Consider the following 17537-nt stretch of genomic DNA (forward strand, 5'->3'; position numbering starts at 1 on the left):
GTAATTAAATAAGATTATTTACCTTCCCATTCCTTTATAGACTTTTCATTCATTTTTACATAATCGTCATTTCCAGCCGCTTTAGACATTTTAAGTGATTGTTTAGCAGCTTCAATCGCTCCCTTTTTATCACCTGCAGCTGCGTAAATAAGAGCTTTCTGACGGATTTGATAGTACTTAGGGTCTTTATTCATTTCAAACGACTTATCAATCCAATTTTTAGCTTTATTGATGTCTTTTCCTTCTGTTAAATAGTAAACAGCGGCAGCGTAATAATCATTAGAACTAGGACCGCTCATTGCGCGTTCAATATTTGCTGTAACAGCTTTATCAGTAAACAATTTAATTGGTACTCCTACATAAGTATCGGCCCAAAGAATTCCTAATACTACAGAATCATTTGTAAGATTGTCAAACGTCATTGTTAACGTTTCAATTTTTACAGGCATTGGATAAGCTGGAACTGAAACCTTTGCAGCTACTTTCTTATCATCCCATTTTTCAGGTAATCCCCAGTTGTTCGAATCGCTGTAGAAGTAAACCTCCCAATTTGTAGCACTTGGCTTTGCATATACTGCATACGAACCAGCATCAAGGTTTTTTCCTCCTATTTCAACAGCATCACTAAACGTAATTTTTGTATTTGTATTGGCTCCTACACGCCACATTTTATTGTGAGGCACCAAATCGCCAAAAATTGTTCTACCTCTCATAGAAGGTCTAGAATATTCTAATGTAATATCTGTAAGTCCTACTTTTTGTTCAATTTTTTGAAACGGACTCGGTTGTGGAGTTTCTATTTGTGCTTGAATACTTGCAGTTAGCATTAAAACAGAAAAAAGTAAAATTATCTTTTTCATCTCTATTGGTTTTTGGGTGTTTATTTACTTACGAAGGTACAGTTTGAATACCTTCTTTAAAGTTAATAAAAACTTAAAAAACCTAGAAACACAACACAGACAAATCTAAGTTATACAATAGACAACCACTAAGTGTTAAATTTTTGTTTAACCTTTTTATTACAATTTAAAACAAGGTAATTTTAAAGAAAAAATTGAGCTATGTTGAAAATATTAAGAAATAAAATAAAAGTTAAGTCGAAATATAAAGCTTTAGATGTGGACACTTACAGATTACTGTCAATGAATAAGAAACTTACAATCAAAAGAAGTAGATAAATCTTTGATGAAAATTTATACCCTTCGAGCAAAACAAAAGTTACCTATATCTGTCGATGAAGCCTGGGCGTTTCTTTCAAACCCTAGGAATTTAAAAGTTATTACCCCCGATTATATGGGCTTTTATATTCTGTCCGGATCGGAAAGACCTATGTTTGCCGGACAAATAATTGAGTATATAGTAACGCCTATTTTAAATATCAAAACTAAGTGGGTAACCGAGATTACACATGTAGTGGATCGCGAATATTTTGTAGATGAACAACGGTTTGGTCCGTATTCACTTTGGCATCATAAGCATTTTATTAAAGAAATTGAAGGCGGAATTGAAATGGAAGATTTACTTCATTATAAACTTCCTTTTGGATTTCTTGGACAACTAGCTCATCCACTGTTAATTAAACCGAAACTAGACGAAATATTCGAATATCGAAAAAATAAATTACACGAGCTTTTCGGTACCTTATAATACTGAAAATAAACATTTTGAAGGAAAGACAAGTATTAGGATATTTTTTAAAATTAATTAATTTAGTTAGTAAAAGTCAACTTTCAGACAATTTATATAGCTCTTTATTAAAACTTGACGAAAAAACTATAACCTTAAATACTAATTAAGATTTGACAGAAAAAGTAAATATATTTTGGTTTCGAAGAGATTTAAGGTTACAAGACAACACGGGTTTTCATAAAGCTCTAAACGGGAAGTTTCCAGTACTTCCAATCTTTATATTTGATTCAGAAATAATAAGCGAACTTCCAAAAAACGATGCCCGCATCACATTTATATTTCAAACCCTTCAAAGTTTGCGTGAGGAATTACAAAAGCACGGGAGTAGTTTAGCAATATATCACGGAAAAACCAAAGACGTTTTCCAAGAAATAATTTCAACATTTGAGATTCAAAATGTAATTACAAATCACGATTATGAACCCTACGCGAGAGCGCGCGACCAGCATATAGAAAAATTTCTAAACCATAACAAGATCGAATTTTACACTTTTAAAGATCAGGTGATTTTTGAAAAGAGTGAAATTGTTAAAAGTGACGGTACTCCTTACCTCGTTTATACGCCATATATGAAAAAATGGAAAGCGCAGTTTAATGTGGAGTTTAAAGGTGAAATATTAAATTCAAAAAAATACTTTAAAAATTTATACAAAAATTCACGTTTACCGAATCTATCTTTAGATGATATCGGATTTGAGAAGTCTACAATCAAACCCCCAGATTACTCCCTTACTCCTTTAACTATTCAGCAATATGAAAATAAAAGAGACTTCCCAGCCGAAGATGCTACTTCGCGTTTAGGAATCTATTTGCGATTTGGAACGGTTAGTATTAGAGAGGTAATGAAGAAAGCTACAGCTGAGAATAATGAAGTTTTTTGGCAAGAACTAATTTGGCGTGAATTTTTTATGCAAATTTTATGGCACTTTCCTGAAACGGTAGACAATGCCTTTAAAAAGAAATACGACAGAATCGAATGGAGAAACAATGAAGTTGAATTTCGAGTTTGGCAAGAAGGGAAGACTGGCTATCCCTTGGTAGATGCTGGCATGCGGCAGTTAAATACTACTGGTTATATGCACAACCGCGTAAGGATGGTGGTAGCGAGTTTTTTATGTAAACACCTCTTGATAGATTGGCGTTGGGGAGAAGCATATTTTGCCGAGAAATTATTGGATTACGAACTTTCTAGCAATGTGGGTAATTGGCAGTGGGCAGCGGGTTGCGGTGTAGATGCCGCACCTTACTTTAGAATTTTTAACCCTACAACACAAATTGAAAAATACGATAAGGATTACAAGTATATTAAAAAGTATATTTCCGAAATTGAAACTGCTAGATACCCTGAGAAAATAGTTGATCATAAGGAAGCTAGAGAAAGATGTTTAAAAGTGTATAAAGCCGCAATTTCCTAATTTTCACTCCCTAAAATTTTTTCATTTGTTAAAAAAAAGGTAAATCAAGCCTAATTTTGTGCAATTCTACACAATTTTGCTACTCTTGTGCAGTTATTGAAGGCAAGCAAACAAACTTAAAGACATGAAAAAAATTTTATTATTAACTATCCCTCTATTTCTATTTACCATAAGCGCTAATGCTCAGGATTCTGTACAAATTGAAAAAAACACCCTTAACAACCAAATGACTGATGCCTTTGATAAAAGTAATAGTTATCAAGAGTATAAGGTTATTAAAAAAACCCAACTAGCAACACTAAAGAGAAACATTTTAGATTCTGTTTCTACGTTAGAACAAAAAATCATAGGTTTAGAAAGTGAAATAAAAAATCAGAACAGTGAGATTGATTCCCTAACTCAAAACTTAAAACAAACACAAGAAAATTTAGCAGCTTCTAAAGAAAAGGAGGACGGTATCGAATTATTTGGAATACTTACTTCGAAAACTACTTATAATACCATTATGTGGTCTATTATAGGGATTTTGCTTTTAGTCTCAGGCTTTTTATTCTACAGATTCTTAAACAGCCACAAAATCACTAAGGCAGCTCAATTAAAAATGGCTGAAATAGAAATTGAATTAGAAGATAACCGTAGAAATAGCTTAGAACGCGAGCAAAAATTACGTAGAAAACTTCAAGACGAAATCAACAAGAACAGGAAAGTTTAATTACTTTCCGTTCTTGTTATTTTAGCTCCAATAGCTCTTAGCCTTTCATCAATATTTTCGTAACCTCGATCTATTTGTTCGATGTTGTGAATAATACTTGTGCCTTGTGCAGAAAGCGCGGCAATTAACAATGAGATTCCTGCGCGTATATCTGGCGAAACCATTGTAGTTGCCTTTAAATTAGACTGGAAGTTATGCCCAATTACTGTTGCACGATGTGGGTCGCAAAGAATAATTTTAGCCCCCATATCTATTAATTTATCTACAAAGAACAGACGGCTTTCAAACATCTTTTGATGAATAAGTACACTTCCTTTAGCCTGAGTACAAATTACAAGTACGATACTCAATAAATCTGGCGTAAATCCTGGCCAAGGCGCATCGGCTACTGTAAGTATAGAACCGTCTATATAGCCTTGAATTTCGTATTCTTCTTGCGATGGGATATGGATATCATCCCCTACTTTATTTAACGTAATACCAAGCTTGCGGAAGGTTTCAGGGATAAGCCCTAAATTTTCCCAACTTACATTTTTAATAGTAATTTCACTTCGTGTCATTGCCGCAAGACCAATCCAACTTCCTATCTCGATCATATCTGGTAAAACACGATGATTACATCCACCAAGTTTTTCAACCCCTTCAATTTCTAGTAAGTTTGAACCAACACCTTTAATCTTAGCTCCCATCGAGATAAGCATCTTACAAAGTTGTTGGATATAAGGTTCACAAGCAGCGTTGTAAATTGTAGTTGTCCCTTCAACCAAAACTGCAGCCATTATAATATTTGCAGTGCCAGTAACTGAAGCTTGGTCTAAAAGCATATAAGCTCCTTTTAAACCCTCTGGAGCTTCTACTCCATAAAAGCGCTCTTCTCTATTGTATCTAAATTTTGCGCCTAATTTAATAAACCCTTCAAAGTGGGTATCTAATCTTCTTCTTCCTATTTTATCGCCACCAGGTCGCGGAATATAGCCTTTTCCAAATCTAGCCAATAACGGACCTACAATCATAATAGAACCACGAAGAGAGCTCCCCTCTTGCTTAAAAAGTTCAGATTCTAGGTATTCAAGGTCAATTTCATCTGCAATAAATGAATATTTCCCTTCATCAAGTTTTTCAACTTTTACACCTAAATTCCCAAGTATTTGAATAAGCTTATTAACATCAAGAATATCTGGAATATTTTCAATAACTACCTTTTCAGGAGTTAATAATACTGCACAAAGAATTTGTAAGGCTTCATTTTTGGCACCTTGAGGGGTTATTTCGCCCTTTAGTTTATGCCCGCCTTCTATTTGGAAACTACCCATAAATAAAGATTGGAAATTTAGTGACGCTTTCGATTGCGATTGTTAGAATTGGATTTGTAGTTTTTCTTATTTGAACTTGAAGATGAATAGCGTTTTTTAACCTTAAGTAAGTTTGAAGCATCGCTTAAGTCTTCATCACTATTTTTGAGATTGATTTTCCCTCCTGATAGCTCAAAAAGGTGTCCGAAAATCACATCATCTTCAACAGTGTCTTTATTCCAATTAAGGAAACACTTTTTCATGTGGTTAGCGATGGTTAAAATTAAACCATCCTTTTTATCACCATCTTCCCAGCTATTGGCAACATCTATCATCCTTTTTATATTATTTCCATAAAAACGGTATTTTGGATGATTCTGTGGATAACTCAAAGGATCAGGTCTTTCCAATAATTCTTCTCTTGAAGGAATTGGATATGGAGAATCAACATCTAATTTAAAATCAGACATTATAAAAAGTTGATCCCACAGCATCGGTTGAAAGTCGGGAACATCGCGAAGGTGTGGGTTTAAATTACCCATAACAGCAATAATACTTTTTGCCATTTTATTGCGTTCATCTTTATCTTCAGTAGCAATAGCCTGATCGACCATTTTTTGTATATGGCGACCGTATTCAGGTATTATTAATTTTGGACGCTCTGTATTATACTCTATCTGTGAAACTTCTTGTATCAAATTTTTAATATTAGGGGAGAGAATTATTATACTTGGAAAGATTGAAAAATCATTTCACTTGCAAATTACTAAAAATTAAAGTGAAATTACACCTTCAACCTTAGAAACTTCAAGATATTTTTCTACAACTTCTTCTGGTGAAGACATTGTAACCCTTACCGATATACTTGTATAGGTGCCTTTTGAAGAATCTCTAGTGTTAATTACTGCATCAGTTTTATCAAAAACCGCACGTATTTCTGCTATCTTTTCAAGATCTGCAGGCACTACAAATTTATAGAGGTATGGAGAAGGCCAAGCAGTGTCTCCTTTAAGTTGGTCCTTTAAACGTTCGTAAAACTCTGTAGTCTTTTTATCTTGACTCATTTATATAGTAAGTAGTTGGGTGAACTGCAAAGATACACTTTCACCACAAATAATTATTTACTTACTTTGTATAAAATTATAACTTTTGAAAACAAGACGAATTGTAATTACTGGCGGGCCAGGGTCGGGAAAAACCTCTTTGATTAAGTATTTAGAAGATAAGGGGTATAAAGTAAAAGAGGAAATCTCCAGAGAAGTTACACTTCAAGCTCAAAAAGAGGGTATTGACCAACTTTTTTTGGAAAAACCGATACTATTTAGCCAAAAACTGCTAGAAGGAAGATTAAAGCAATATTTGGAAGGTAATATCTGTGTTGCCGAAATCCTTTTCTACGATCGCGGTATGCCAGATGTTACCGCCTATATGGATTTTGTAAATACCGAATATCCTGAATATTTCTCAAAAACCTGTATGGAACACAGATACGACGAAGTTTTTGTATTACCACCTTGGAAACAAATCTATAAACAAGACAACGAACGGTATGAGTCTTTTGACCAAGCCGAAAAAATATTTCATTTTCTAAAAAAAGGTTACACTAATTTCGGTTATAAAATCCATGAAGTACCAGTAGGGTCAATTGAAGATCGCGCTCACTACATACTTAGAAGTTTAAACGAATAGGTAAATATTCTAAACTTCTTATACCTTATATATATAAATAGTTTTTTTAACTTAGTAAATAATAATCTTCATCAATTTGACAAATGTCCACGACATCTTAAACAAATATTGGGGTTATACTTCCTTTAGACCAAAACAGGAAGATATAATTAATTCCGTAATTAACGGAAGGGATACTGTGGCTTTATTACCTACTGGCGGAGGAAAATCTATTTGCTTCCAAGCTCCCGCCATTGCCATGAGTGGCATATGCATAGTGGTTTCCCCATTGGTAGCACTAATAGGCGATCAAGTAAATTCACTAAAAAAACGCGGCATAAAAGCATTAAACCTAACTGGTGGAATTTCATTTTCTGAATTGAATACACTTTTGGATAATGCCTTATATGGAAAATATAAGTTTCTATACCTTTCTCCTGAAAGACTTCAACAGGAAGTAGTTCAAAATTACATTCGGCAAATGAATGTAAATCTTATTGCTATTGATGAAGCACACTGTATATCGCAATGGGGAAATGATTTTAGACCTGCTTACAAAAATATAACAATTCTACGTGAGATACATCCATTAACTCCAATCATTGCCCTTACTGCAACAGCAACAACCGAGGTTTTAGAAGACACTATAGCAGAACTAAAACTCGAACAGCCAGAAATTTTTAAAAACTCTTTTGTAAGAAAAAACCTTTCTTATCAGGTATATAAAGAAGAAGACAAACTCTACAAGGCCGAGCAGTTTTTAAAGGAAAATACTGGCTCCGCCATTGTATACGTAAGAAACCGAAAAGGCACCATTGAAATAAGCGAACAGCTAAACAGCTTAGGAATTTCTTCAACGTATTACCACGGTGGAGTTTCCACTAAAGAAAAAGCTAAAAAACTTCAATCTTGGCAAGGAGGTGAAATTTCTACTATGGTTGCCACCAATGCATTTGGAATGGGTATAGACCAACCTAATGTTCGCTTTGTAATACACTTACAAATCCCAGAAAGCATTGAAAGCTATTTTCAAGAAGCAGGTCGCGCGGGACGAGATGGTAAGCTTGCAACGGCAGTTTTACTCTATAATGATTCCGATAAAATTCAAGTACAAAAACAATTTATCGAATCGCTTCCTACGGCAACAGATTTAAAAAAGATATATCGAAAACTAAATAATTTTTTCCAGATTTCTTATGGAGAAGGCGAATTTACAAAGCACAACTTTGAGTTTTCGGAATTCTGTAAAACCTATGCTATCAATTCTCTTCTTGCGTATAATGCTCTTAACAATTTAGATCGATTAGGGGTTATTCAATTATCTCAAGAATTTGGACGAAAATCTACCATTCAGTTTTTAATTTCTTCAGAGCGTTTGTTAAGTTATTTTGAAAAAGACATCACGGCTTCAATAATAGGTAAAACGATTTTAAGGATTTACGGTGGAGTTTTTGAAATGCCCACTTCAATTAATTTAGAACTTATCTCTTCAAAAACAGGGCAATCTATTGAAACTATTATTTCTACTTTAAAAAAGTTAGAACGCGATCAAGTGGTAGAATTGTCTTTACAAATTACCGATGCTACCCTCACTTTCCTCGTTCCAAGAGAAGATGATAAAACCATTAATGTAATTTCACGGGATGTGGAATCATTAAATAGAAAAAAGACCGCTCAAGTAAATTCGATTTTAAGTTATATAAACAACACAAAAACCTGTAGGAGTGTTCAATTGGTAAAATACTTTGGAGAAACAACCTCAGAAGATTGTGGCATTTGTTCCAATTGTAATGTCTCATCGCCACAAGTATCTCACAAAGAATTAAAAAACATTGCTGTACAAATACTAGCCTTGCTTGAAGCAAATGATTTAAGTTCGCGTGAAATTACAGAAAAACTTAATTTTGCAGAAGACACCGTATTAAAAGTAATCCGAATCTTACTGGATGCTGAAAAAATAAAAGTGAGTATAAAAAACGAATTTTACATAGCTTAAGATTGATTTTATAATTAAAGTGTCTAGCGCGTCCGTATAACAGTTTTTTTTTAGAAAGCTCAACTAAATTTTATTACAATATTAAACTTATTATAAAGATTTAAAAATGCCAAAAGATTTAAGAATAGTATTTATGGGAACTCCCGATTTTGCTGTGGGAGTTCTAAAAGAAATGGTTGAAGCAGGAAGAAATATCGTGGGTGTAATTACCGCAGCAGATAAACCTGCCGGCAGAGGAAGAAAACTAATGGGGTCGGCAGTAAAAAATTATGCCGTTTCCAAAGGATTAAAAATTTTGCAACCAACTAACTTAAAAGACAAAGCCTTTTTAAACGAACTTGAAGGGTTACAAGCAAATCTTCAAGTGGTGGTTGCTTTCAGAATGCTTCCAAAAGTTGTATGGCAAATGCCTGAATTGGGCACTTTCAATCTACACGCATCACTTTTACCACAATACAGAGGAGCTGCACCAATTAACTGGGCAATTATTAATGGTGAGAAAAAAACAGGAGTAACCACCTTCTTTATAGATGAAAAAATCGACACTGGAGCAATAATAGCAAATACGGAAGTTGCTATTGTAGATGATGAAAACGCCGAATCCCTCCACGACAAATTAATGGAAGTAGGAGGCAAACTAGTTTTAGAAACGCTTACCTTAATAGCGAGTGGAAAAGTAGATCCAAAAATTCAATCCAACAATAGCAATCTTAGAGAGGCGCCAAAGCTCACACCAGAGAACACTCGAATAGATTGGAACAAACCAGGAAAAGAAATTGAAGCATTTATTAGAGGTCTTTCCCCCTATCCTGTTGCTTGGTCTGTATTACACAATAATAATGAAGAGCTAAAAGCTAAGATATACTCAGCCAAATACGAAAAAGCAGATCACAATCAAGAAGCCGGAGAAATTGAAACCACAAAAAAGGAAATAAAAGTTGCTTGTACTGATGGCTATATTTTAGTAACGGAATTACAACTTCCTGGAAAAAGAAAAATGGATAGTTCGGCACTTTTAAATGGTTATTCATTCGATGTAAACTCAAAACTGTTGTAAACCCTTGTAAACACTGAATTGATTAAATTTTACTTAAAAACAATCAAGTTTATTAACAATCAGTCAAAGTTATTAACAATATAGTGGATTTACTGCGTGGTTACTTGCTTGAACGGATAATCCTTTTAAATTTGTAGAGCAATTAATCGAAGTTTAACCAACAATTTAATTTAAAAAAAATTATGAATAAATCTGATTTAATCGATGCAATGGCAGAAGATGCCGGAATCACTAAAGCTGCTGCTAAGAAATCTTTAGAATCTTTCTTAGAAAATGTTCAAAACTCACTTAAGAAAGGTAACCGTGTATCTCTTGTAGGATTCGGTTCTTGGTCAGTTTCAAAAAGAGCTGCTAGAGAAGGAAGAAACCCTCAAACAGGAAAAACCATCAAAATTGCTGCTAAAAATGTAGTGAAATTTAAAGCTGGTTCTGATTTACAAAATAGCGTAAATTAATTGTAAAAAATACTTTACAAAATTGAAAACCTTCTTATCAATCAAATTGTTAAGAAGGTTTTTTTATTGGTCTGATTTATAGTTTATTACAAATTACTTCTATTTTAAGAATATCGATGAATTAATCGTAATTATACTTTGGTTTGATTAAATTTTTGGCATTCTTAAATTAATTACTTAGCTTTAATAATCCAAACAAGAACTAATGACCATACTTAAACCCGAAAAAGGCCATCTTTTAATTGCCGAACCATCTATAATTGGTGACGTTTCATTTAATCGTTCTGTCGTTTTATTGGCAGAGTACAATGAAACGGGTTCTGTAGGTTTTATTCTTAACAAACCATTAAAACATAAACTTAGAGACTTTATTCCAGAAGTTAAATCTAAACTAACAGTTTACAATGGCGGTCCAGTAGAACAAGACAACCTCTATTTTATTCATAGCATACCAGATATTATACCTGAAAGTATTGAGATTTCTAATGGTATTTATTGGGGTGGCGATTTTAATGCAATCTTAGATTTACTAAAAGAAGATAAATTAAACGAAAATCAAATACGTTTCTTTTTAGGATATTCAGGATGGGAAGCGGATCAATTAGACCAAGAATTAGAAGTGCATAGCTGGGTAGTAGTTCCAAATACGTATAACAATGAGATAATAGGAAAAACCAAAGCTAACTTTTGGAAACAAAAAATGATCGAACTTGGAGGCGATTATGTTTTATGGTCTAACGCTCCAGAAAACCCTACTTACAACTAACTATTTGTTACCAAAGCATTCAATTTTTGCAATAAAACTTTTGCAACTTTATCTTCAAAAATCTTTTCTTTATATCTAGATACAGGTACAACCCCCTGAATAACATTTGTTATAAAAATTTCGTCTGCGTTATGTAAATCCACGACCGAAATTGAAGTTTCTTTTATCAAATATTCTGTGTAGCTTTTTACAATAGCAATAATCTGCTTTCGCATTATTCCATTCAAACATCCTTCTTGAATTGGGGGAGTTATAATAATTTTCCCTAATACGATAAATAAATTACCATTTAAAGCCTCTACCACATTATTCTTTTCGTTTAGAAGAAAACAGTTATCAAAACCATTTTCCTTAGCAAAAATACTACCTAAAACATTAATTAACCTGTTATTCGATTTTAAAGTGGAAAGCTCTCCAGAAGAAACTAAGTGATTATCATAAGCCCCTATTTTATACGCTGCAATATTGGATGGATACGTTAGTGAAGCTAAAGTTTCAACCATAATTGCATATTCAACCTCATTGGTAAAAGGAGTGTATTTTCCTCCAGTCTTACGCCAAATTAATAGCTTTACTCTATACGAAGAATTTAAAGATGTCTGGGCAGTTATAGTTCTTAAAATTTCTCGTTTTAGAAAGTTGCTAGAAAAATTCTCTGAACTTTCCATTTTCAGAATTTTCAATGACGTTTTTAAACGTAAATAATGGTCTTCCCAAAAGTAAATTTTGCCGTTTCCATAACGCATAGTTTCAAAAACAGCGTCACCATAGTGCAAACCTCTATTATTTATTGTAATAGTTGCATTTTGCTCTTTTACTATTTGGCCATTTAAGTTTATCATATAAAAAACCGCCTTAGTTATAAGACGGTTCTAAAATAATATATTTATTGCGGTTTTAAGCAGATCCTAAAATCTGTTTAAGGTTTGACACCATATTTTCCCAAAGCATTTTCCCTTCTTCTATTTCATCTTCTTCAGCGTAATCTGTTATCATAAGCGAGACGTCTTTAGTGATTTCGTCAACTTGTATTCTAAGTTCGAAATAAAACTCCTCCCCTTCATCTTCCAACCATCTAAATTTGATGCGTTCTGGGCTTTTCTTGCTTAGTAACTTAGCTTTCTCCTCGCTACCTTCCCAAATAAAAGTATAGAATTCCCCACGTGAATTTACGTTATCTGCATACCATTCTGATAACCCAGATGGTGTTGAAATATATTGATATAATAAAGATGGAGATACCTGTATTGGGAATTCCATTTCATATTTAATTTTGTCATCCATAGCACTATATTTGTTGCTGCCCAATATATATATATTAATTATAATCCCGAAATATTCTGTTTAAAAATTTTATGAGATTAAGTTAGAAAAAAAATGAAATAAATTTAAGATAAAATTTGCGTCAGTTTATTTTGTTACTATCTTTGCAGCCGCTTAGCCCTTTTGGCTATAGCAAATTTAGATTAAGATTATAAAATGGCGAGGTAGCTCTCCCGATAGCTATCGGGAGGTAAGAGCGTCGAAAAGGAAAAGTTTTGATTGAAACTTACTTTAATTTTTTTTTAAAAATGGCGAGGTAGCTCAGCTGGTTAGAGCGTCGGATTCATAACCCGGAGGCCTCGGGTTCAAGTCCCGATCTCGCTACAGAGGTTAATTCTCAAATTAAAACGGTTAGGTTTATTCCTAACCGTTTTTTTATGCAATCAACTTTTAAATTTAGTACTTTAGAGCACAGAGTTAGATACGATTTGTAACAAACTAGCCTTAATGATAATCCTTAAAACCACACCTATCTATAAATGTGCTATGAAACCGCTCTCACCAAAAAGAAAAAGGAAGTAAAAGAGAACTTTAACAAAGACTTTGCTAATCCCGAACAATATGAGATTTACTACCATCGTTCTGGATTTACTCATCCCAATCTTCAAATCGTAAAAATGAATGAACCCAACACTATTTACCCGGCTGAATGGGGATATGTACCAAGTTGGGGAATGAGAGATATCACAGCGTTTAGAAAAAAATACAACACCTTAAATATAAAGTCTGAAACCCTATTTCAAGGGGTATCAAAAGAAGCAGCATTTGAAAACCGCTGCCTAATTATAGCCGATGGATTTTTTGAGCCGCACAAAACTGCAGGAAATTCTATTCCCTACTTCTGTTATATCCCAACCGACAAATATGCAGATAATCGTGATTTGTTTGTATTTGGAGGGATTTATTCTAGTATAGACGATGATACAAATCAATATACCTGCTCCATACTTACTATGGAAGCAAATTCCTTTTTTTCTGAGGTTCACAATATCAAAAAAAGACAACCGCTGGTACTTGATGAAGGATTGTACGACGAATGGTTTAATCCTGATTTAAATGAAGGAAATGTATTAGAATTAATCAAAAATGGCTTTACCTCAAAAGAATTTAAGGCTCATCCTATAAGCCCAGATCTTTATAAGCGGAATTTAAACACAAACAAACCCAATATTATCGAGGAGGTTCCGCCTCCAAATCTTTTGTTTTAATAAAATTTTATTTTTTATAATCCTAGCGATATTCAGGGTTCTCAAACTCCCAACGTGCTCCATCATCCCAATCATTTCTAGAATTCCCATAGTTTGAGTAACCGTTATTTGATTTTAACATTGAAGCTAAGTGAAGTATATTATAAGTCATAAAAGTAGTATTCCTATTGGTAAAATCGCTTTTAAAACCCACGGGGTGCTTTAATTCTTTTCCCTGCCATTCGGTATCTCCATAGCTAGGTCCAGGACCTACCTCCCCTATCCATCCACAGTCAGCTTGTGGCGGTATAGAATACCCTATATGCTGAAGTGAATACAATATTCCCATTGCACAATGTTTTATGCCATCTTCGTTACCAGTAACAACACACCCACCTACTTTTCCGTAAAACAAATATTGACCTTTATCGTTGGTTTGACCACTCATAGCGTAAAGTCTTTCAATAAGTTTTTGTGCAACTGAAGATTTTTCTCCCAACCATATTGGGGTACCTACGATAAGAATATCTGCATTAATAATTCTTTTAAATAATTTTGGCCAGTCATCTCTATCCCAATTATGTTCCGTCATATCGGGATATACTCCAGAAGCAACTTCAAAATCTACCAATCGAATTTCATCTATTTTTACCTTTTCTTTCGTCATGATTTGTTTAGAAACATTTAATAAAGAATCCGTATGGCTTGGTTCTGGAGATTTTTTTAGTGTACAATTTACATAAATTGCACTCAAATTGGTGAAGTCTGGAGATTTCATAAAACAGTTTTAATTAATTCTGTTATAAGTTACAACATGTTTTTCAAATTGGCGTGATATCGTAGAAATTCCGCTGTCTAAAATTATAGATGACATTCAAACTATAATAAAATATTGTTAAGAAATCCTACTAGCAAAAGTATTCGTCATAAAATATAAATTAGATAGTTATCAATGAGTTTTACTAGTAATTATTACACCTAACCTTCAACACTTTCAACTACTAAATTTATAAAAACCAAAAATCCCGCTGAATAAAATTTCAGAGGGATTTTTAATATATCTACATAAAGTAGTAGTAATCTATTCTGCTAAAAAACTTTCTAGCTCTGAATAATTCATCATAGTTTGTTCTCCAGTTTTCATATTTTTAAGCGTAAAGGCTTCGGCTTGCATTTCCTTTTCACCTGCTAAGATTGTAAATGGAATATTGCGCTTATCGGCGTAGCCCATCTGTTTCCCCATTTTTGCCGAATCTGGATACAGCTCAGCTTTTACATTAGCATCACGCAATTTTAAAATTGTTTTCATGGCGTACAACGCTTCTTTTTCACCGAAATTTAGGAAGAGCGCTCTACTATTTTCAGAAATGGTTTCTGGAAAAAGATTTAACTCTTCAAGCACAAGATAAGTTCTATCTAAACCAAAAGAAATTCCCATCCCACTCATATCTTTTAAGCCAAATATCCCGGTAAGATCGTCATATCTGCCGCCACCGCCTATACTTCCCATTTTCACTTCTTTGGGAGCAGCTACTTCTAAAATAGCACCTGTGTAATAGTTTAGACCACGCGCTAAGGTTACATCTATTTGCAATGAAGCAGACTTTAAACCAAGCGATTCTATATTTTTAGTGATAAACTGTAGTTCTTCCACCCCTTGCATTCCTGTTTTAGATTCAGAAAGCATTTCGCTTAAAGATTTTAAGTTATTATCATTATTTCCTGAGAATGAAAATAAAGGTTGCAATTTGTCTAAGGCTTCTTCCGTAATTCCTTTTTCACGCATTTCCTTTTTCACGCCTTCCTCGCCAATTTTGTCAAGTTTATCTAAAGCCACTGTGAAATCTATCAGTTTATCTTCTGCACCAATAGTTTCAGCGATTCCGCTTAAAACCTTACGATTGTTTATTTTTATGGTTACTCCCTTTAGTCCAAGTTTGGTATAAACAGCATCATACATCTGCACAAATTCCACTTCCTGCCAAAGCGATTTTGAACCTACAACATCTGCATCGCATTGGTAAAATTCGCGGAATCGTCCTTTTTGTGGTCTATCTGCACGCCATACAGGTTGAATTTGATAACGTTTAAAAGGAAAAGTAATTTCGTTTTGATGTTGAACCACATAGCGAGCAAAAGGAACTGTAAGATCATAACGCAGGGCTTTTTCAGAAATCTTAGCAGTCATTTTAGCACTATTTTTTTCAGTGTAAAGCGCGTCATCTACTTTGGAAAGATAATCTCCACTATTAAGAATTTTAAAAATTAAACGATCCCCTTCTTCTCCGTATTTCCCCATTAAGGTGTTACTGTTTTCAAATGAAGGGGTTTCAATAGGCTGAAAACCATAAAGAGAAAATGTTTCTTTTATAGTATTAAATATATAGTTACGTTTAGATACTTCTTCAGGAGAAAAATCGCGTGTACCTTTTGGAATAGTCGGTTTCAAAATAGATTTTAGATTTTAGATTTTAAAAAAAGAGAAGAGAGGAGAGATAAAAGAATAAAGAGAAAGATGCTGAGAATTTCAAACAGACAACCAAACTCATAACTTATAACTCATAACTCATAACTCATAACTCATAACTCATAACTCATAACTTAAAGAAGCAAATATCTTAAATAATAGTAACTTTATCCAACTTTTGCCGTCTAATGAGAAACTCAAACTAAAAATATGTTTTCACTCTTTTGGGAAAATGTTCGAATTGCACTTGGCTCTATTAAAGGGCAACTGCTTAGAACTATATTAACTATCGTAATTATCGGCATCGGGATTTGGGCTCTTGTAGGTATTTTAAGTGCCGTAAAAGCACTAGAAAATACTATATCGGGCAACTTCGCCTCTATGGGTGCCAATACTTTTAATATTCAACGATACGAATTTGAAGTACAAAGTAATAGAAGCGGCGAACGCGAAAAAGTAAATCCTATAATTAGCTATAACAATGTGCGTGAGTTTTTAAATAAATATGAATTCCCACAAACAAAAACTTCACTTTCATTTTTAGGTACTGCCGGCGCCGAGGTGAAATTTGGCTCAGAAAAAACTGATCCTGAAGTAAAGGTTTACGGTATAAATGAACATTATCTTGAAACCTCTGGTACTGAAATAGAAAAAGGAAGAAATTTCACATATTTTGATGTCGAAAACAATAATAAGGTGTGTATAATAGGCTCCGATTTTATGAAAAGTCTTTTTAAGAACGAAAACCCTATTAATAAAACAATAAGCATACGCGGGGTTAAGTTTAAAGTTATAGGGTTACTAGAATCTAAGGGATCTACCTTTGGTAATAATCAAGATTTAAGGGTTTTAATTCCCGTTCAAGTTGCTCGAAGTATGTACACTCAACCTAACATTAATTACAATATTAGTGTAATGGTTGGCGACAAACAGTATATGGAAGCGGCACAAGACGAAGCTATAATTACCTTCAGAAACATACGCGGACTTAGTCCGGTAGAAGAAAATAACTTCGGTCTTGAGCGCAGTGACGACTTAATAAATAGAATTGCAACTATGACCGGGTATTTAGAAATTGCCGCTTGGATAATTAGCATTATCACGATCTTAGGATCTTCAATAGCTCTTATGAATATTATGCTAGTATCTGTTACCGAGCGTACTCGAGAAATTGGTGTCCGCAAGGCATTAGGAGCAAAACGATCTACAATTTCTACACAGTTTTTTATGGAAACTATAGTAATTGGTCAGTTTGGAAGTATTCTCGGGATTATTCTCGGAATCCTAACGGGATATGGATTTGCAAAAGCTTTCGATTTCGATTTTACCTTACCTTGGACGGCAATGATTTGGGCTACAATAATAACTTTTATAGTAGCTGTTATTGCAGGCTCCTACCCTGCCACAAAAGCTGCACGTTTAGATCCTATTGAGAGTTTAAGGTATGAATAAGTAAAACCATAAAATAAGAAAAGCCCCAAATCTCAAAATTAAACTTTTGAAAGTTGGG

General features: G+C 33.8%; 17 protein-coding genes, 1 tRNA gene and 1 pseudogene. 11 read left to right on the forward strand and 8 right to left on the reverse strand.

Going from position 1 to position 17537, the window contains the following annotated elements:
- Positions 1–14: 14 nt before the first annotated feature.
- A complete protein-coding gene (locus tag RT250_RS10325) occupies positions 15–860 on the reverse strand; it encodes a DUF2911 domain-containing protein (protein WP_313114620.1) in 846 nt (281 codons plus the stop codon).
- 325 nt (positions 861–1185) lie between these two features.
- Between RT250_RS10325 and RT250_RS10330 the strand changes: the two genes are divergently transcribed.
- From RT250_RS10330 to RT250_RS10340, 3 genes are all read left to right on the forward strand, one after another.
- Positions 1186–1647, forward strand: a complete 462-nt coding sequence (locus tag RT250_RS10330; protein ID WP_313114622.1) for an SRPBCC family protein — start codon at positions 1186–1188, stop codon at positions 1645–1647.
- A 152-nt stretch (positions 1648–1799) separates the two neighbouring features.
- Entirely contained in the window at positions 1800–3104 is a 1305-nt protein-coding gene (locus RT250_RS10335; protein WP_313114623.1) for a cryptochrome/photolyase family protein, read from the forward strand.
- A 124-nt stretch (positions 3105–3228) separates the two neighbouring features.
- Entirely contained in the window at positions 3229–3816 is a 588-nt protein-coding gene (locus tag RT250_RS10340) for a hypothetical protein (protein ID WP_313114625.1), read from the forward strand.
- Here the strand turns inward: RT250_RS10340 and murA are convergent.
- From murA to RT250_RS10355, 3 genes are all read right to left on the reverse strand, one after another.
- Positions 3813–5129 (reverse strand): UDP-N-acetylglucosamine 1-carboxyvinyltransferase, encoded by a 1317-nt coding sequence (gene murA / locus RT250_RS10345; protein ID WP_313114627.1) that lies wholly within the window; start codon positions 5127–5129, stop codon positions 3813–3815. The two genes, RT250_RS10340 and murA, sit on opposite strands and share 4 nt — an antisense overlap.
- A gap of 17 nt (positions 5130–5146) precedes the next feature.
- On the reverse strand, positions 5147–5806 hold the full coding sequence (locus RT250_RS10350; protein WP_313114629.1) for a DUF4290 domain-containing protein: 660 nt from the start codon (positions 5804–5806) through the stop codon (positions 5147–5149).
- Between the two features lie 75 nt (positions 5807–5881).
- Positions 5882–6172, reverse strand: coding sequence for a DUF493 family protein (locus RT250_RS10355; RefSeq protein ID WP_313114630.1), 291 nt, complete (start codon positions 6170–6172; stop codon positions 5882–5884).
- A gap of 85 nt (positions 6173–6257) precedes the next feature.
- On the opposite strand from RT250_RS10355, the gene RT250_RS10360 reads away from it, so the two are divergent.
- The 5 genes and pseudogenes from RT250_RS10360 to RT250_RS10380 all read left to right on the forward strand — a co-directional run bounded on the left by RT250_RS10360 (position 6258) and on the right by RT250_RS10380 (position 11050).
- On the forward strand, positions 6258–6797 hold the full coding sequence (locus tag RT250_RS10360; RefSeq protein WP_313114631.1) for an AAA family ATPase: 540 nt from the start codon (positions 6258–6260) through the stop codon (positions 6795–6797).
- Positions 6798–6873: 76 nt separating this feature from the next.
- Entirely contained in the window at positions 6874–8772 is a 1899-nt protein-coding gene (locus RT250_RS10365) for a RecQ family ATP-dependent DNA helicase (protein ID WP_313114633.1), read from the forward strand.
- A 106-nt stretch (positions 8773–8878) separates the two neighbouring features.
- Positions 8879–9829, forward strand: coding sequence for a methionyl-tRNA formyltransferase (fmt, locus tag RT250_RS10370; RefSeq protein WP_313114635.1), 951 nt, complete (start codon positions 8879–8881; stop codon positions 9827–9829).
- 170 nt (positions 9830–9999) lie between these two features.
- Positions 10000–10284 (forward strand): annotated as a pseudogene (locus RT250_RS10375) (HU family DNA-binding protein); the annotation flags it as partial.
- Positions 10285–10489: 205 nt separating this feature from the next.
- A complete protein-coding gene (locus tag RT250_RS10380) occupies positions 10490–11050 on the forward strand; it encodes a YqgE/AlgH family protein (protein ID WP_313114636.1) in 561 nt (186 codons plus the stop codon).
- Here RT250_RS10380 and RT250_RS10385 read toward each other — a convergent pair.
- Both RT250_RS10385 and RT250_RS10390 read right to left on the reverse strand, forming a co-directional pair.
- Positions 11047–11892 carry an aminotransferase class IV gene (locus tag RT250_RS10385; RefSeq protein ID WP_313114638.1) on the reverse strand — a complete coding sequence of 282 codons (846 nt, stop codon included), beginning with the start codon at positions 11890–11892 and terminating at the stop codon, positions 11047–11049. The genes RT250_RS10380 and RT250_RS10385 overlap by 4 nt on opposite strands.
- Positions 11893–11947: 55 nt before the next feature.
- Positions 11948–12334, reverse strand: a complete 387-nt coding sequence (locus RT250_RS10390) for an START-like domain-containing protein (protein WP_165148431.1) — start codon at positions 12332–12334, stop codon at positions 11948–11950.
- A 289-nt stretch (positions 12335–12623) separates the two neighbouring features.
- Here RT250_RS10390 and RT250_RS10395 point away from each other — a divergent pair.
- Positions 12624–12697: transfer RNA gene (locus RT250_RS10395), tRNA-Met, on the forward strand.
- 155 nt (positions 12698–12852) lie between these two features.
- On the forward strand, positions 12853–13581 hold the full coding sequence (locus RT250_RS10400) for an SOS response-associated peptidase (protein WP_313114640.1): 729 nt from the start codon (positions 12853–12855) through the stop codon (positions 13579–13581).
- 22 nt (positions 13582–13603) lie between these two features.
- Here the strand turns inward: RT250_RS10400 and RT250_RS10405 are convergent, their stop codons facing one another.
- The gene (locus RT250_RS10405) at positions 13604–14338 is read right to left on the reverse strand and encodes a flavodoxin family protein (protein ID WP_313114642.1); all 735 of its coding nucleotides are present in this window, start codon (positions 14336–14338) and stop codon (positions 13604–13606) included.
- Positions 14339–14641: 303 nt separating this feature from the next.
- Positions 14642–16009, reverse strand: coding sequence for a histidine--tRNA ligase (gene hisS, locus RT250_RS10410; protein WP_435373076.1), 1368 nt, complete (start codon positions 16007–16009; stop codon positions 14642–14644).
- Positions 16010–16237: 228 nt separating this feature from the next.
- Between hisS and RT250_RS10415 the strand changes: the two genes are divergently transcribed.
- A complete protein-coding gene (locus RT250_RS10415; RefSeq protein WP_313114643.1) occupies positions 16238–17479 on the forward strand; it encodes an ABC transporter permease in 1242 nt (413 codons plus the stop codon).
- Positions 17480–17537 lie beyond the last annotated feature (58 nt).

Origin of the sequence: Aequorivita sediminis (assembly GCF_032080575.2) — a bacterium.
Classification (GTDB): domain Bacteria; phylum Bacteroidota; class Bacteroidia; order Flavobacteriales; family Flavobacteriaceae; genus Aequorivita; species Aequorivita sediminis.

Bases quoted from the DNA above. Each gene is read 5' to 3' on its own strand.
- fmt (WP_313114635.1), top strand. From the start codon at position 8,879: ATGCCAAAAGATTTAAGAATAGTATTTATGGGAACTCCCGATTTTGCT.
- RT250_RS10400 (WP_313114640.1), top strand. From the start codon at position 12,853: ATGTGCTATGAAACCGCTCTCACCAAAAAGAAAAAGGAAGTAAAAGAG.
- murA (WP_313114627.1), bottom strand. From the start codon at position 5,129: ATGGGTAGTTTCCAAATAGAAGGCGGGCATAAACTAAAGGGCGAAATA.
- RT250_RS10340 (WP_313114625.1), top strand. From the start codon at position 3,229: ATGAAAAAAATTTTATTATTAACTATCCCTCTATTTCTATTTACCATA.
- RT250_RS10325 (WP_313114620.1), bottom strand. From the start codon at position 860: ATGAAAAAGATAATTTTACTTTTTTCTGTTTTAATGCTAACTGCAAGT.
- RT250_RS10405 (WP_313114642.1), bottom strand. From the start codon at position 14,338: ATGAAATCTCCAGACTTCACCAATTTGAGTGCAATTTATGTAAATTGT.
- RT250_RS10390 (WP_165148431.1), bottom strand. From the start codon at position 12,334: ATGGATGACAAAATTAAATATGAAATGGAATTCCCAATACAGGTATCT.
- RT250_RS10355 (WP_313114630.1), bottom strand. From the start codon at position 6,172: ATGAGTCAAGATAAAAAGACTACAGAGTTTTACGAACGTTTAAAGGAC.
- RT250_RS10385 (WP_313114638.1), bottom strand. From the start codon at position 11,892: ATGATAAACTTAAATGGCCAAATAGTAAAAGAGCAAAATGCAACTATT.
- RT250_RS10415 (WP_313114643.1), top strand. From the start codon at position 16,238: ATGTTTTCACTCTTTTGGGAAAATGTTCGAATTGCACTTGGCTCTATT.
- RT250_RS10380 (WP_313114636.1), top strand. From the start codon at position 10,490: ATGACCATACTTAAACCCGAAAAAGGCCATCTTTTAATTGCCGAACCA.
- RT250_RS10330 (WP_313114622.1), top strand. From the start codon at position 1,186: ATGAAAATTTATACCCTTCGAGCAAAACAAAAGTTACCTATATCTGTC.